A 14134-nucleotide genomic window follows, 5' to 3' on the forward strand; every position below is an offset into this window, starting at 1 on the left:
GGAGGGAACATGGTCGGAATCGAGGACGTGGCTGCTGCGGCTGGGGTGTCGACGGCGACGGTCTCGAGGGCCATCCGCGGACTTCCCCGGGTGTCGCCGCGGACCCGCGCGAAGATCCTGGCGACGGCCAAGGAACTCGGGTACGTTCCGTCGTCGGCCGCGTCACGGCTCGCGAGCGGCAAGACGCACACCATCGGGGTGCTTGCCCCCTACGTCGACCGGTGGTTCTTCGGGAAGGCGATTGCCGGCGTCGACCGCGAGCTGCATGGGCGGGGGTACAACCTCTCGCTGTTCAATCTCGGCGGCCGGACACAGCCGCGCGAGCGGCTGTTCAGCAAGGCCATGGTGCAGAAGCAGATCGACGCGCTCCTCCTGCTGTGCATGTACCTGCACCAGGAGGAGATCGAGGATCTCCACGCGATCGATATGCCGCTCGTCGTCGTCGGCGGCCCCGTTCCGGGGCTTTCCAACGTTGGCATCGACGACTACCAAGCCGCGAGGACCATCACCGAGCACCTCATTGAGCTCGGGCACCGGCACATCGCACTCCTTCACGGTCAGGACGATTCCGACCTGAACTTCAGTGTCCCTCGCATCCGCGTCGAGGGCTTCCACGACGCCGTGCACCAGGCAGGTCTCGAATTCGATCCCGACACTGCGCTGTTCGGCAACTTCACCGTCGAGAGTGGAGTCGAGGCGATGCGACGCTTCCTGGAGCTTCCGGCTCCGCGCCCAACAGCGATCGTCTGCGCGAGCGACGAGATGGCCCTCGGAGTCATGTTCGAGGCGCGTCGCCACGGGATTCGGATCCCCGAGGAGCTTTCTGTGGTGGGGATCGACGGGCACGAAATGGCCGCCGCCGTCGGGCTCACAACCGTGTGGCAGGATCCGACCGCGCAGGCGCGCCGAGGCACGCAGATGCTGCTCGCCGAACTGGGCGGGGACGAGGGCGCGGTCCACCCGGAGAACGCTGAGCAGCGGCTAATCGTGCGCGAGTCGACGGCCCCGCCCCGCCACTGACCCCGACCCCCGCCCACTGACCCCGCCCTCACGCCCACTCGTTTCGGGTACGCCAACTCGCGCCCGGATTCGTTTCGGGTACGCCAACTCGCGCCCAGATTCGTTTCGGGTACGCCAACTGATTATGTTGCTGCGCCCGAAACGGATCTAGAGGAAAGTTGGCGTACCCGGAACGACGTGGAGGGGGAGTTGGCGTACCCGAAACGTTAGGAGGCGCGGGCGAGCTGGCGGATCGGGATCCAGCGGGAGGCGAGCCGACGGTAGGCCGCAGCAGCGCCAGTGAGGTCGCCCTCCGCGAGGCACTCGATGCCGAGACGCACATCAAGGCAGGATTCGTCGGGGAACACCCGATCCGCGACGCGCCCGTAGTCGAGTTCGACGACAGAGTCAGGGTGGAACTGCTCGAGCCATTCGGTCAGCGATGTGAGCTCGTCGAGCATGGTCATGTCCGGGGCAGCGAGGGCGAGATTGGCGACGGCGAAGCGAGCCCGCCCGATGGCCTTCGCCCAGGTGGCCACGATCCGGACCGTGCGGACGTGATCGCCCTCCTCGACCACCTCGGTCGGGTCTGATTCCTGAAAGAGGACGAACCAGCTGAAAGGAATGCCCCAGAGGGATTCGCGGGTGTTGATCCGCGGGCTCGCGGTCTCCGCCGCTATCCGATCGACACGCCGCTGGTGCCGCTCGCGAGCCTCTTCGGGAAGCATGAGCTCGGCGAGGATCCGCGGCGCGCTGCTGATGATCGATTCCGCGGCGAGGCCCGAACGCAGGACGAGCTGACTAGGGCAGTAGAGGGTCGTGCCGTTGACGGTCAGAGCGCGAGTGAATTCCGCCCCATCCGGCGGGAAGGGATCGTCCGCGCCGCTCACAATGCGGTCGAGTGTCGCGTCGGTCTCGGCGGCGTCGAGGTCCTCCCGGCCGCCCTTCCCCAGCAACCCGGCCTTGATGCGCTCGCGTTCCTTGGGGCTGAACGCCTCGAGCGGCTCATAGATGCGCAGGTGCGAGGACAGGGGCCGTGAGACAGGGCTGTGCGGCTCACTCATGGCCGGTCGCCGGCCTCGGGGCGCTGCTCACGCGCCATCTGCGAGCTCCACCACCACGGGAGCGTGGTCGGAAGCACCCTTGCCCTTACGTTCCTCTCGGTCGATGTGGGCGCCGACAACGCGGGCCTCGAGCGCGGGGGAGGCCAAGATGAAGTCGATGCGCATGCCTTCCTTCTTTGGGAAGCGCAGCTGCTTGTAATCCCAGTACGTATACACCCCAGGGCCGGGGGTGTAAGCACGCGCAGCGTCGGTGAAACCGCTCCGCTCGAAGGCCCGGAACGCCTCACGCTCGGGCTCGCTCACGTGCGTGAAGCCCTCTGTGCGGAACATCTCGATGTCCCACACGTCTTCGTCGAGCGGGGCGATATTCCAATCGCCCACGAGTGCGATCTGCGCCTTCGGGTCCTGCGCGAGCCACTCGGAGGCATGCTTGTTGAGCGTCGCAAGCCACTCCAGTTTGTACGGCATGTGCTCGTCATCGAGAGCGCGTCCGTTGGGCACGTAGAGGCTCCACACGCGCACTCCGTTGCAGGTTGCGCCGATCGCCCTGGCTTCCTGCTCGGCCTCGATTCCGCCCTTGCCGAACACCGGCTGATCGGGGAACGTCCGCTCGACGTCCTCGAGGCCCACTCGGGAGGCGATGGCGACGCCGTTCCACTGGTTCAGGCCGAAATGCGCAACCTCATAGCCGTTGCGCTCGAAGAGTTCCCAGGGGAAGTTCTCATCCCGGCATTTCGTCTCCTGGATCGCGAGCACGTCCACTCCGCTGCGCAACAGCCAGCCCTCTACACGGTCGGCACGGGCACGAAGGGAGTTGACGTTCCAGGTGGCGATCTTCACGCAGCCCACGCTATCAACGGCACGCCCTCGGCGCGACGAGTCAACGTCGCGCGACGAGCCAACAGCAGGAGGCCGCCGTCTACTTCGTCCAGGCGGCAGCACCCTCCTGCCACCAGGTGTCGAAGCGGGTTACAGGCGTCGAGCGCTTGTGCCGGGTGAGGAGATAACGCTTCTCGATCGACTCCGCGACCTCGTCAGGGACGTCGCGGCCCTCGAGGTAGCTGTCGATCTGCTCGTAGGTGATGCCGAGCTCGTGCTCGTCCGTGCGGCCGGGCTGGAGGTCGAGGAGGTCAGCCGTGGGGATCTTCTGCCAGACGCGCTCGGGCGCGCCGAGATACTGGAGGATCTGCCGGTTCTGCCGCTTGTTGAGCCCGAAGAGCGGCAGGATGTCCGCGCCGCCGTCGCCGTATTTGGTGAAGAACCCGGTGACGGACTCGGCGCCGTGGTCTGTGCCGACCACGAGCAGGTTGCGTTCCCCCGCGATCATGTACTGCGCGATCATGCGGGCGCGGGCCTTCGTGTTGCCGCGCGTGAAGTCGCTCAGCTCCTTGTCCGAGGTCCGCTCGTATTCCTGCTCGAACCCGTCCACCGCGGGCTTCACATTGAACGTCCACTCCGTCTTCGCCCGCACGAACTCGAGGGCCGCTCGGGCGTCCTCCTCGTCGTGCTGGACGCCGTGAGGGAGCCGAACAGCCACGAAGTCAGCTTCGACGCCGTCGTCCGCCAAGGATTCGACGGCGAGTTGCGCGAGGCGTCCAGCAAGGGAGGAGTCGAGGCCGCCGCTGATGCCCAGGACGAAGCCCTTGGCGCCACTGACCTTGACGTAGTCCTTGAGGAACTTGACCCTCGCAGTGACTTCTTCGGCCGGGTCAATTTCCGGCTTGACGCCCATTTCATCGATGATCTTCGCCTGAAGTTCGCGCATGGGCATAGCCTACCCACGTGACGGTTAAGCTGAACAAGAAAGCGTTCGAGCACGCGAAATCGCTGATCCGCGAGGGCAAGGTTGTGCGTGACAGCCGCGATGACTGGAGCGAGCACGCCCCCAAAACCCAAGAGTTGAGCGAATTTCTCGACAAGAAGGGACCCGGCGGGTATTCGGAATGGTTCCTGGGACTCGACGATGAAGCCTCGGACGAGAGCAAAGCGCATTACAAGTTCCCCTTCGGCGACCTCAACAAGGTCCACCGGTGCGCGGTGATTTCGGGCGAGAGCCGGGCGAGCCAGTACAACCACGACGAGATCCGCGAGGCTCTCGGCGATCTCCTCAAACGTATCGACGAGTCCTGAACGCCGAGAGCGGCGGCAAGCGTGGCAAACGGTTGCCCAGCCACAGCGATCCTCATTAGGTTGGGACGATGGCAACTGATGCGTCCGCTGAATCCCCGCAGGCCCTCGTGAGGCGCGCCGCCGTCGTCGGGTGCGGCGACATCTCCGCCCAGCATTTCGCAGCGATCGAAGCGGTCGACGGCGCCCGGCTGGCCGCCGTCGTCGATACCGACCCTGAGCGGCTCGCCAAAGCGGAGGCGGCGCACGGCGTGCCTGGGTACGCGAGCCTCGGCGAGTTGCTCGACTCAGGGGCGGTCGACGTCGTCCATCTCTGCACCCCGCACAACGCGCACGCTCCGCTCGCGCTCGAAGCCCTCGCGCGCGGCGTCCACGTGCTGACCGAGAAACCCGTGGCGCACGTCCTCTCCGATGCCGAGGCACTGGCCCCGGCCGCGCGCAAGGCGTTCGCCGAGCATGGGGTGCAGCTGGGAGTCTGTTTTCAGAACCGGTACAACGCGACGATCCGGGCACTGCGGGGCCTGCTCGAGAGCGGAAGCTTGGGGCGAGTCCTCGCCGCCAACGCCACCGTCATGTGGCACCGCACGGCCGACTACTACGCTGCCCGGCCCTGGCGCGGCACTTGGGAGGGCAGCGGGGGCGGCCTCCTCATGAACCAGGCGATCCACACCCTCGACCTCCTTCAGTGGCTCGTCGGCCCGGCCAAGGTCCTGGGTGGGGGAGCTTCGAGGCGGGCGCTCGAGGGCGTGATCGAGGTCGAGGACACCGCGGACATCCTCCTTGAGCACACAAGGGACGACGGCGAATCCGTGCGCTCCGTCTTCTACGCCACGAATGCGAATGCAGTGAACTCGCCCATCACGCTCGATATCGTGACGGAGCGCGCCGAACTGAGCCTTCGCGGCGTCCTCACCGTGAGGTACGCGGACGGGACTGTGGACGTGGTCGAGGAATCCGGGATCCTTCCCGGTGAGCGGAGCTATTGGGGTGCGTCTCACCGGCTGCTCATCGCCGACTTCTACGCGTCGCTGGACTCAGGCGTCCCGTTCTGGATCGGCGCTGAGGAGGCCACGGCAGCACTCCGGTTGATCAAGGACGTCTACGCGCGCTCCTTCCCCGAGGGCCGCTGGCTCTAGCCCGTCCTCGGGAAACCCCGCCCTTTCGGGTGGACAGAGCCTCCTCCCGCTCCTCTCGGGTACAGAAACTCGCCGCTTGGCAAGTAATGGCAAACGGTTTCCATCCTGTGCCATCCCTGCCTACGGTGAAAAGCGTGTGATGGCCGTCACGAGAGCGGCCTGTGATTCCGAACGAGGGGAGCGCAAGGATGGCCAGGATCGGTGTCCAGGCGATGATGCTCAAGGAGAGCTTCGCAGAAATCGGCCCTTTCGAGACCCTCCGCAAGATCGCGGACATCGGGTACCGCGCCGTGGAGGTGTCCCAGATCCCGATGAACGAGGAGAACGTCGCGGAACTCGAACGGGCGCGCGGGGAGCTCGGCGTCGAGTTCGCCGCTCTGTCCGCACAGCTCGAAGGCGAGAAGGGCGCGACGCCGTACCCGCTCGCCGTCGACCTCGAGCGAGCGGTCGCCGACTGCCGGCGGCTGGGCAGCCAGATGCTGCGGATCGGCATGGCGCCCATGGGCGAGCTCCGCAGCGAGTCGGCAGTGGTCGATTACGCCAAGCGTGCGGAGAAGGCCGCACAGGCCCTCGAGGGTGAGGGGATCTCGCTGTACTACCACAACCATCACGTGGAATTCGCGAAGATGGGCGGGCGTCATGTCCTCGACATCCTCGCTGCTGAGGCGCCGAGCATGGGCCTGGAGATCGACGTCCACTGGGTCCAGCGTGGCGGCTTGGAACCGGTCCGAACCCTCGCCAAGTATGCCGGGCGGACGGCCATGGTCCACCTCAAGGACTACCGCATCGGTCCTCTCTCCGAGGAGGGCATCAATGCCCAACAGAGCGGCGACCACGCTACCTTCCAGCGGCATTTCTGGGACACCGTGCAATTCGCCGAAGTCGGTGAAGGAAACCTCGACTTCGCCGCGATCGTCCCGGCCTCGATCGACGCCGGCGCGAGGTACCTGCTGGTCGAACAGGATCAGCTGTACGGGCGCACGGTCTTCGAGGCGCTCCAAATCTCCTATGACAACCTCGTGGCCCTCGGTTTCCAGGACCTCTTCTAGAGCACCAGCAGCACGACCGACAGGAGCAAGAGAGAAGTGAGCAGGAAAGTCCGCCTCGGAATTGTCGGGTTCGGCAACCAAGGCAGCAATTACGCAAAGTTCCTCACCGAGGGCAAGGTCCCGAACATCGAACTCGTGGCAATCACAGATACGGATCCGGGCCGACGCGAGCTCATTGCCGAGCGGCACCCGGACCTCGCCGTCTTCGACGACTACGTCACGATGCTCGAATCCGGTCAGGTTGAGGCCGTCGTGACCACTGTCCCGCACTATCTGCATCCGCAGATGGGGATCCAGGCTCTCGAGCGGGGCATCCACGTGCTCATCGAGAAGCCAGCTGGCGTGTACACGAAGCAGGTCCGGGAGCTCAACGAGTTCGCGGCTTCCAAGCCGGACCTCACGTTTGCCATCATGTTCAACCAGCGCACCAACCCCTTGTTCCGCCGGCTCAAGGAGATCGTCTCCTCAGGCGAGATCGGTGCAATCCGCCGTACCAACTGGATCATCACCACGTGGTACCGACCGCAGGCGTACTACAACCAGAGCGCGTGGCGCGCGACGTGGGGCGGCGAGGGCGGCGGCGTCCTGGTGAACCAAGCGCCCCATAACCTCGACCTGTGGCAGTGGATCTGCGGAGTGCCGAAGAGCGTGTTCGCGAAGGCTGCGTTCGGCTTCCGGCGGGACATCGCCGTCGAGGATGAGGTCACCGTCGTCGTCGACTATGGCGACGGCGCCACGGGCACCTTCACGACGGCGACCCACGAGCTGGTGGGCACAGACCGCTTCGAGATTACTGGCGACAAGGGCAAGATCGTCGTCACCGACTCGCAGACGGCGGTCGTGACCCGTTACCGCCGCTCGGAGCAGGAGATCAACGTGAGCATCCCGACCGAGGACATCTGGAAGATGACCCGGGACGAGTTCGATCCCAACGAGTACTACACGCACGAGACGGTCGAGTTCGACTCCGCTTGGGGCGGCCAGCACGCGACTGTATTCGAGAACTTCGCGGCCAACATCCTCGACGGGAGCCCGCTTATCGCGCCCGGCAGCGACGGGATCCTGGGCGTGCGCCTCGCCAACGCGATCCACCTCTCCGCCTGGACGGGCAAAGAGGTGCCGATGGACTTCGACGAGGACGAGTTCCTCGGGCTCCTGAACAAGAAGATCGCCGAGGAGGGCAAGTTCCCTCAGCGTGCCTGACGGCGGTTCGGTTTCCGACCACGTTTGATGGGCCAAAGCGGCGTGTCGGTTCGCCGACACGCCGCTTTCGGCCGATCTGAGGATCGAAGAAGGTCGGAAACCTAGAGGTCAGGCGCGCGCTGGCCCCGTCGAAGCGCGGACCTTGAGGTGCGTCGGCATGACGGCAAGCTTGCGCGGGGTGCCCCCGCGGATGGGGTCCAGCTGGGCCATGAGCATCGAGACCGCGACTCGGCCGGCTTGCTCAATCGGCGATGAGATGGTCGTTAGAGGCGGGTTGCAGAAGTCAGCGCCGAAGATGTCGTCGCACCCCACGATGCTGATGTCCTCGGGCACCCGCACGCCGCGCTCGCGGAACCGCTCGAGCATGCCGATCGCGAGGAGGTCGTTGAACGCGATGACTGCCGTCACTCCCGTTCCCAGAGTCGCGTCCGCTGCCGCCGCGCCTGAGAAGGCCGTGGGCGCATAGGGTCCGAGACGAGTTGCCGCCATCCCGCGCTTCGCGGCGGCTTCCTCGATCGCCTTCCATCGGCGGTGATTCGACCAGGAGCTCGTCGGGCCGCCCGCATAGACGACGGATCGATGCCCGAAGGATGCGAGGTGCTCAAGGGCCTGGACGACGGCGCCCGGCGTGTCGATGAGCACGGTTGGCGCCTCCGCCGTCGCCCGGTTGATGGTGACGAGCGGCTGGCGGGATGCGGCGTCCGTGAGCTGTTGGTCGGTGAGGCGCGAGGCCGCGAGGATCACACCGTCCGTTGAGCGGCGCAGCTTGCGGAGGGTGTCGAGTTCGACGTCGGTCGCCTCCTCGGTGTCGACGAGGAGCTGGGTGTAGCCCGAGGCCTTCAGCTGGTACTGAGTGCCCCGGATGATGTCGAAGTAGAACGGGTTCGTGATGTCCGGGACGAGGACGGCGATGACGCCCGTGCGCCCCGAGCTGAGCCCGCGCGCCTGAGTGCTCGGAACGTAGTGGAGCTGGGCCGCGATGCGCTCGATCTTCTCGCGCGTCCGGGCGTTCACCCGCTGGGGGTTCGAGAGTGCGCGGGACACCGTCGAGGTGGCGACGCCGGCCATCTCGGCGATGTCGCGGATGGTTGGCATCCGTTCGGCTGAAGAGGGCGGCTCCGGGGTCATGGCGTCCATTGGAGCACCACTGGCAACTTTTGGCAATCGCTTGCCGCAGTGTTGCCTTCCTTCCTAGGCTCGACGGTATCGATGCAGGGGTGAGCTCGGTCACATTGGCTCCGCCCCCGTGGCACTCAAGGAGGAGACACATGCGTTTCGGCACCAAGGCCAGACTGGCCGCGATCGCGACGGCGGCGGTATTCGCCCTGTCGGCGTGCGGCAGCGGATCATCCAGCAGTTCGAGCGGCGGGGCAGTCAATGGAGCCGGCAAGACGCTCGACGTGCTCGTCGGCGTCAACACCGCCTACCCCGAGCAGCAGAAGCAGTGGATGTCCGATACCGCGGCCAAGTTCAAGCAGCAGACGGGTGCAACCCTGAAGTTCGAGACCTTCACCTCGGCCAATGAGGAATTGACCCGCATCCAGACGTCGGTCGTCTCCGGCCAGGGCCCCGACGTCTACGCGCTGGGCACCACCTTCACCCCGACGGCGTACTCCACGGGTGCCTTCAAGGTCCTCACCGACTCGGACTGGAACAAGATCGGTGGCAAGGACCGCTTCAACCAGGCCGCGCTCGGCATTTCCGGCCCCGATTCGAGCCATCTCATCGGCGTCCCGTTCGCGAGCCGCCCGTTCGTCATGGCCTACAACAAGACCATGCTGAAGGCAGCCGGCATCGACAAGCCCGCCACGACGTGGGACGGCCTCGTCGACCAGGCCAAGAAGATGACCGACCCCGCCAAGGGCCAGTACGGCATGGCGATCGCCTACAAGGACAACTTCGATCCATGGAAGTACATCTGGGGCATGTCGGTCCAAGCAGGCAATCCGCTCGTGGACGGCAAGACCGCCAAGCTCGATGACCCGACGGTCAAGACCGCCTACTCGACGTACTTCGGCTGGCTCACCAAGGACAAGGTCGTGAACCCTGCCTCGGTTGGCTGGAGCAACAGCCAGGCACTCGCCGACTTCGCGTCGGGCAAGGACGCCTACTTCCTCATGACGAGCTCCGGTTCGATCCCGACCCTCGACAAGTCGCCGATCAAGGACCAGTGGGATTACGCCCTCATGCCCACCGTGGCTCCTGGCCAGACCTCGGACAAGGCCGGCTCGAACCAGGCGGCGTCGATCCTCTCGGGCGACAACCTCGTCGTCGCGAGCTACTCCAAGAACCAGGACCTCGCGCTCGCCTACATCAACCTCGTGACGAGCAAGGACGAGCAGCTCAACTACCAGAAGATCTTCGGTGACCTGCCCGCCAACGCGGACGCCCTCGCCTCGCTTGACTCCGCGCCGCACATGGCGGCCCTTACGCAGGCGGCCAAGGAGTCGAAGGCGACGCCGTTCACCGGGGCCTGGAGCGACATCCAGCTTGATCTCCTCAACGTGGTCGTCCAGAGCATCCCGGACCTCTCGTCCGGCAACGTGTCCGATTCCGCCTTGAACTCCCGCATCAGCGATGCGCAGAACAAGGCCCAGCAGTCCCTCAACCGGGTGAAGTAACCCGCGGACTCCGATCCGGCGAGGCAAATGACATGACGACAAGCAATTCCGCTTCCGGAACCCGGCACGCCGCACGCGCGGCGCGCCGGGCCTCCGGGCCGGCCCCCGCCGTCGGCCCCACCAACGACCCGGACGAGAGCCCAACCCGCTCCGTCCCCGCCATCAGCGAGGGCTTCGAGACGCCCGCGGGCAAGCGCGGCCGGGGACCCTCCGAGCGCAACCGCCCCCTGTGGATGCTGATCCCGGGCGGGGTCCTGATGATCATCGTGATCATCGTCCCGCTCCTGCTCGGCATCTACATGTCGCTCCTCGACCTCGACCAGTACACGTTGAGGCAGTGGATCGAGGCCCCGTTCATCGGGATCGCGAACTACATCGAGGCGGTGACGCAGACCAACCTGTTCCACGGGGTGTGGCTCAGCGTCTCGTACTCGTTCATCGCGACCGTCATCGCGATGCCCATCGGCATCGCGGCCGCTGTCGCGACCCAGAACGCGTTCAAGGGCCGGGCGGTCGTCCGCTCCGTGTTCCTCATCCCGTACATCCTGCCCTCCTTCGTCGTCGCGACCGTGTGGCGCACGATGTTCCAGCCCGGGGGCATCATCGACAAGAGCTTCCACAGCCTCGGGGCCGATCCCGGACTCTTCCTCAACGGCCCCAACACGTACTGGACGCTCATCTTCGTGCAGATCTGGGCCTCCTGGCCGTTCATCTACCTGCTCGCGCTCGCTGGCCTCCAAGCCGTCGACCACGAGGTCCACGAGGCGTCCGCCCTTGACGGCGCCCTGTGGTGGACGAAGCTCCGCTACGTGATCTTCCCCTACCTGAAGGGGCCGATCTCGCTGGCCTTCATCATCGGAATGCTCAACCACATCAACAACTTCACGCTCCCGTTCGTGCTGTTCGGCATACCCGCGCCACACGACGTCGAGCTCCTGCCCGTCCTCACCTACGTGACGAGCTTCCAGAGCTTCCGCTTCGGCTTGAGCGCCGCCATGGCGGTCGTCTCGCTCATCCTCATCGCAATCCCGCTCTTCATCTATCTGCGCGTCGTCAAGCTCGACGAGGCCGAACAGGGAGGCCGCAAATGACCAGCACCCTGGCAACGCGACCCGGCGCCTCCGCCGTCGCCGTCGACCGTCCCGGCTCGCGCCAGCAATCTCAGGTGACGCGCCTCCTGCCCAACTGGCTGATCGTCGTCGTCATCGGTGTTCTGGCGCTGTTCGTGCTCGCTCCGGTGGTCTACATCGTCCTCGCGAGCCTCAACTCGGACATCTCGGTCGCCCGCGGCGACTTCTGGCCGGCGGTGTTCACGCCGGACAACTACGCGAACATCTGGACCAACGTGGGCCTCGCCAACGGCCTCATGAACTCGATCATCGTCGCTGGTGCGACCGCGATCGTCTCGGCGGCGCTCTCGATCGGTACGGCGTACGTGCTCGTGCGGTACCAGTTCTTCGGCCGTCTCACGATCATGCGCGCCCTCCTGGCGCTGCAGTCTGTGCCCGGCACCCTCCTCGTGCTGCCGGTGTTCGTGCTGTTCTCCTCGTCGGCCACGTATCTGGGCCTCCAGGTCATCGGTACCCGGTGGGGCCTCTTCATCACGTACCTGACGTTCGCGCTGCCGTTCTCGACGTGGGTCATGGTCACCTACTTGAGGGGCCTGCCCAAGGAACTTGAGGAGGCGGCGCGGATCGACGGCGCAACGAGCTTCGGGATCCTGACGAAGATCATCCTGCCGCTCAGCTGGCCCGGCATCATCGTCTCCGGCATCTTCGCGTTCCTGCTCGGCTGGAACGACGTCCTCTTCGCGTCCGTCATGACGAATCCGACCAGCCAGACTGCCGCCGTCGCCCTGCAGATCTTCGCGACGAGCACCGAAGGCGGGGCCATTCCGTACTACGGCCAGATGATGGCATCCGCGCTCGTGTGCGCCGCGCCGGTCGTGTTCCTGTACCTGTTCTTCCAGAAGTATCTAGTGGGCGGCCTGACCGCCGGAGGAGTCAAGTGACGAAGTCAGAATCAGTCCAGTGGGCACTGTCCGGTTTCGGGGACGAGATTGACGACGACCCTCGCGTCCAGGCGGCTGTCATGCGCGCGCTCGGGGCGAGCCACATCGAGGTCCGGGGCGCGTGGGGGACGAACATCATCGAGCTCTCCGAGGAGCAGCTCGCCGAGCTCAAGGGGGTGTTCGACGAGGCTGGGCTCAAGGCCTCGGCGATCGCCTCCCCGATCGGGAAGGTCGACGTCGGCCTCCCGGTCGAGCACGAGGTCGAGCGGCTGGGCCGTGCCCTCCGCGCGGCCGAGGTCCTGGGCGCGCCTTACATCCGCATCTTCTCCTTCTACTACGAGGGCAAGGCGCCCGAGGAGGTGCGGGACGCCGTCATCGAGCGGATGACGGCGCTGGCCCGCCGCGCGGAGGGAACCGGGGTCACGCTCGTGCACGAGAACGAGAAGGACATCTTCGGCGACGTCCCGGAGCGCGTCCTGGACATCGTCGAGACCGTTGATTCACCCGCGCTCAAGCTCGCGTGGGATCCGGCCAACTTCGTCCAGGTCGGCGTCAAGCCGTTCTCAGACGCCTATACGCGCCTGCGCCCCCACGTCGTGTACCTCCAGGTGAAGGACGCACTGTTCTCCAACAGGCAGGTGGTCCCGGCCGGTGAGGGCGACGGGGAGGTGCTGCGGACCGTCGAGGCCCTCCGTGACAGCGGGTACGAGGGCTTCGCCTCCCTCGAGCCCCACCTCGCCTACGCCTACGAGACGGGCGGCTTCAGCGGGCCCTACGCGTTCGGCGTCGCGGCGCGCGCCTTTGCCAAGGTGCTCGAAGCGGCGGGCGTCGGGGTCGCCTGAGCCGTCCCTCCCTCGCGCCAGGCGCTGGTCTCCCCGGCGGCGCCTGACTCCCCAACGTTTGCGCCGGTCTGCCCAGTTTCCGTGCCGGTCTCCCCAACTTATAAGTGGACGACGGCGGGACTCGCCGGCGGTTCCGGGCAACACGCCGCGCTTCGGCACCGAAAGCTGGGGAACTTGGTGCTGAAGCTGGGGAACCGGGGAGGAATGCTGTGGAGACCGGGCGAAGCACCCTCCGTGAGGCCACCCTCATTTCCGGATGAATCGAAAGAGACGATGACTGATTCCCTTGCCTCCCACCCGGACCGGCTGTTCCCGGCCGATCCGGGAACGCGCAAGATTGCGCGTGAGCTGTATGCCGACGTCGAGCACTTCCCGATCCTGTCCCCGCACGGGCACGTCCCGGCGGAGTGGATTGCGGACGACGTGCCGTTCCCGGACCCGACCGCCCTCCTGGTCACGCCGGACCATTACGTCACGCGGCTCATCCATGCCTCGGGGGTTCCGCTGGGCGAGCTCGGGTTCGGCGAGCAAGGGCCGGAGGCGTCCCTGGAGGGATGGCGGCGCTTCGCGGAGGCGTGGCCGCTCTTCGACGGGACGGCCTCGGGGTACTGGCTGCGCAGCGAGTTCGAGCACGTCTTCGCCCTCCCGGCAGAGATGGTGGAGTCCTTCGGGCCGGAGAACGCGGACGCGGTGTACGGGGCGATCGCGGCGAAGCTGGCCGAGCCCGACTTCCGCCCGAGGAAGCTGTTCGAGGACTTCAACATCGAGGTCCTGGCCACGACCGACGACCCGCTGGATTCCCTCGAGGCGCACGAGCGGCTCGCGAAGGACGAGACGTTCCGCGGGCGGGTGGTGCCGACGTTCCGGCCGGATGCGTACATCAACGTGGCCCATCCGGAGTGGGCCGAGCGCGTCGAGCGGCTCACGGCGGAGGCCTCCGGCGGGGTGGCGGGGTTCGCCGGCTACTTGCGGGCGCTTGAGAACCGGCGGCGGTACTTCGTGGAGCACGGCGCGGTCTCCGCGGACCACGGCGTCCGCACCCCGCTCACGCTCAGGCTCGAACCGGGCGAGGCGGAGGCGCT

General features: G+C 66.2%; 14 protein-coding genes. 10 read left to right on the forward strand and 4 right to left on the reverse strand.

The features are described 5' to 3' along the window. Positions 1 to 9 precede the first annotated feature (9 nt). On the forward strand, positions 10 to 1020 hold the full coding sequence (locus tag LK10_RS04055; protein ID WP_052206929.1) for a LacI family DNA-binding transcriptional regulator: 1011 nt from the start codon (positions 10 to 12) through the stop codon (positions 1018 to 1020). 206 nt (positions 1021 to 1226) lie between these two features. Here LK10_RS04055 and LK10_RS04060 read toward each other — a convergent pair whose 3' ends face one another. From LK10_RS04060 to nadE, 3 genes are all read right to left on the reverse strand, one after another. Continuing rightward, complete coding sequence (locus tag LK10_RS04060) at positions 1227 to 2063, reverse strand: hypothetical protein (protein ID WP_043120335.1); 837 nt, start codon at positions 2061 to 2063, stop codon at positions 1227 to 1229. A 27-nt stretch (positions 2064 to 2090) separates the two neighbouring features. Then, positions 2091 to 2903, reverse strand: a complete 813-nt coding sequence (locus LK10_RS04065; protein ID WP_043120336.1) for an exodeoxyribonuclease III — start codon at positions 2901 to 2903, stop codon at positions 2091 to 2093. Positions 2904 to 2982: 79 nt separating this feature from the next. After that, positions 2983 to 3828 carry an ammonia-dependent NAD(+) synthetase gene (gene nadE / locus LK10_RS04070; protein WP_043120337.1) on the reverse strand — a complete coding sequence of 282 codons (846 nt, stop codon included), beginning with the start codon at positions 3826 to 3828 and terminating at the stop codon, positions 2983 to 2985. Between the two features lie 17 nt (positions 3829 to 3845). Here nadE and LK10_RS04075 point away from each other — a divergent pair, with 17 nt between their 5' ends. The 4 genes from LK10_RS04075 (at position 3846) to LK10_RS04090 (ending at position 7578) form a co-directional block, all read left to right on the forward strand. Beyond that, positions 3846 to 4193, forward strand: coding sequence for a hypothetical protein (locus LK10_RS04075; RefSeq protein ID WP_043120338.1), 348 nt, complete (start codon positions 3846 to 3848; stop codon positions 4191 to 4193). A gap of 68 nt (positions 4194 to 4261) precedes the next feature. Further along, positions 4262 to 5326 carry a Gfo/Idh/MocA family protein gene (locus LK10_RS04080; protein ID WP_052206930.1) on the forward strand — a complete coding sequence of 355 codons (1065 nt, stop codon included), beginning with the start codon at positions 4262 to 4264 and terminating at the stop codon, positions 5324 to 5326. A gap of 188 nt (positions 5327 to 5514) precedes the next feature. Beyond that, positions 5515 to 6375, forward strand: a complete 861-nt coding sequence (locus LK10_RS04085; protein WP_231567593.1) for a sugar phosphate isomerase/epimerase family protein — start codon at positions 5515 to 5517, stop codon at positions 6373 to 6375. 36 nt (positions 6376 to 6411) lie between these two features. After that, positions 6412 to 7578, forward strand: a complete 1167-nt coding sequence (locus LK10_RS04090; protein ID WP_043120341.1) for a Gfo/Idh/MocA family protein — start codon at positions 6412 to 6414, stop codon at positions 7576 to 7578. A gap of 108 nt (positions 7579 to 7686) precedes the next feature. Here LK10_RS04090 and LK10_RS04095 read toward each other — a convergent pair whose 3' ends face one another. Beyond that, complete coding sequence (locus LK10_RS04095; RefSeq protein ID WP_052206934.1) at positions 7687 to 8706, reverse strand: LacI family DNA-binding transcriptional regulator; 1020 nt, start codon at positions 8704 to 8706, stop codon at positions 7687 to 7689. A gap of 140 nt (positions 8707 to 8846) precedes the next feature. Here LK10_RS04095 and LK10_RS04100 point away from each other — a divergent pair, with 140 nt between their 5' ends. The 5 genes from LK10_RS04100 to LK10_RS04120 all read left to right on the forward strand — a co-directional run. After that, the gene (locus LK10_RS04100; protein ID WP_043120344.1) at positions 8847 to 10199 is read left to right on the forward strand and encodes an ABC transporter substrate-binding protein; all 1353 of its coding nucleotides are present in this window, start codon (positions 8847 to 8849) and stop codon (positions 10197 to 10199) included. A 32-nt stretch (positions 10200 to 10231) separates the two neighbouring features. Further along, positions 10232 to 11290 (forward strand): carbohydrate ABC transporter permease, encoded by a 1059-nt coding sequence (locus tag LK10_RS04105; protein ID WP_081998256.1) that lies wholly within the window; start codon positions 10232 to 10234, stop codon positions 11288 to 11290. Beyond that, complete coding sequence (locus LK10_RS04110) at positions 11287 to 12210, forward strand: carbohydrate ABC transporter permease (RefSeq protein ID WP_043120345.1); 924 nt, start codon at positions 11287 to 11289, stop codon at positions 12208 to 12210. The genes LK10_RS04105 and LK10_RS04110 overlap by 4 nt, the downstream gene beginning before the upstream one ends. Continuing rightward, positions 12207 to 13052: a sugar phosphate isomerase/epimerase family protein gene (locus tag LK10_RS04115; RefSeq protein ID WP_043120346.1), complete on the forward strand. Its 846-nt coding sequence runs from the start codon at positions 12207 to 12209 to the stop codon at positions 13050 to 13052. Before LK10_RS04110 ends, LK10_RS04115 begins: the two co-directional genes overlap by 4 nt. Positions 13053 to 13325: 273 nt before the next feature. Further along, the coding region (locus LK10_RS04120) for a glucuronate isomerase (RefSeq protein ID WP_043120348.1) at positions 13326 to 14134 on the forward strand (809 nt) is incomplete at its 3' end.

Origin of the sequence: Sinomonas humi (genome assembly GCF_000802235.1) — a bacterium.
GTDB lineage: Bacteria > Actinomycetota > Actinomycetes > Actinomycetales > Micrococcaceae > Sinomonas > Sinomonas humi.

Coding starts and splice junctions, on each gene's coding strand:
- LK10_RS04055 (WP_052206929.1), top strand. CDS start 10: ATGGTCGGAATCGAGGACGTGGCTGCTGCGGCTGGGGTGTCGACGGCG.
- LK10_RS04060 (WP_043120335.1), bottom strand. CDS start 2,063: ATGAGTGAGCCGCACAGCCCTGTCTCACGGCCCCTGTCCTCGCACCTG.
- nadE (WP_043120337.1), bottom strand. CDS start 3,828: ATGCGCGAACTTCAGGCGAAGATCATCGATGAAATGGGCGTCAAGCCG.
- LK10_RS04080 (WP_052206930.1), top strand. CDS start 4,262: ATGGCAACTGATGCGTCCGCTGAATCCCCGCAGGCCCTCGTGAGGCGC.
- LK10_RS04085 (WP_231567593.1), top strand. CDS start 5,515: ATGGCCAGGATCGGTGTCCAGGCGATGATGCTCAAGGAGAGCTTCGCA.
- LK10_RS04095 (WP_052206934.1), bottom strand. CDS start 8,706: ATGACCCCGGAGCCGCCCTCTTCAGCCGAACGGATGCCAACCATCCGC.
- LK10_RS04100 (WP_043120344.1), top strand. CDS start 8,847: ATGCGTTTCGGCACCAAGGCCAGACTGGCCGCGATCGCGACGGCGGCG.
- LK10_RS04105 (WP_081998256.1), top strand. CDS start 10,232: ATGACGACAAGCAATTCCGCTTCCGGAACCCGGCACGCCGCACGCGCG.
- LK10_RS04110 (WP_043120345.1), top strand. CDS start 11,287: ATGACCAGCACCCTGGCAACGCGACCCGGCGCCTCCGCCGTCGCCGTC.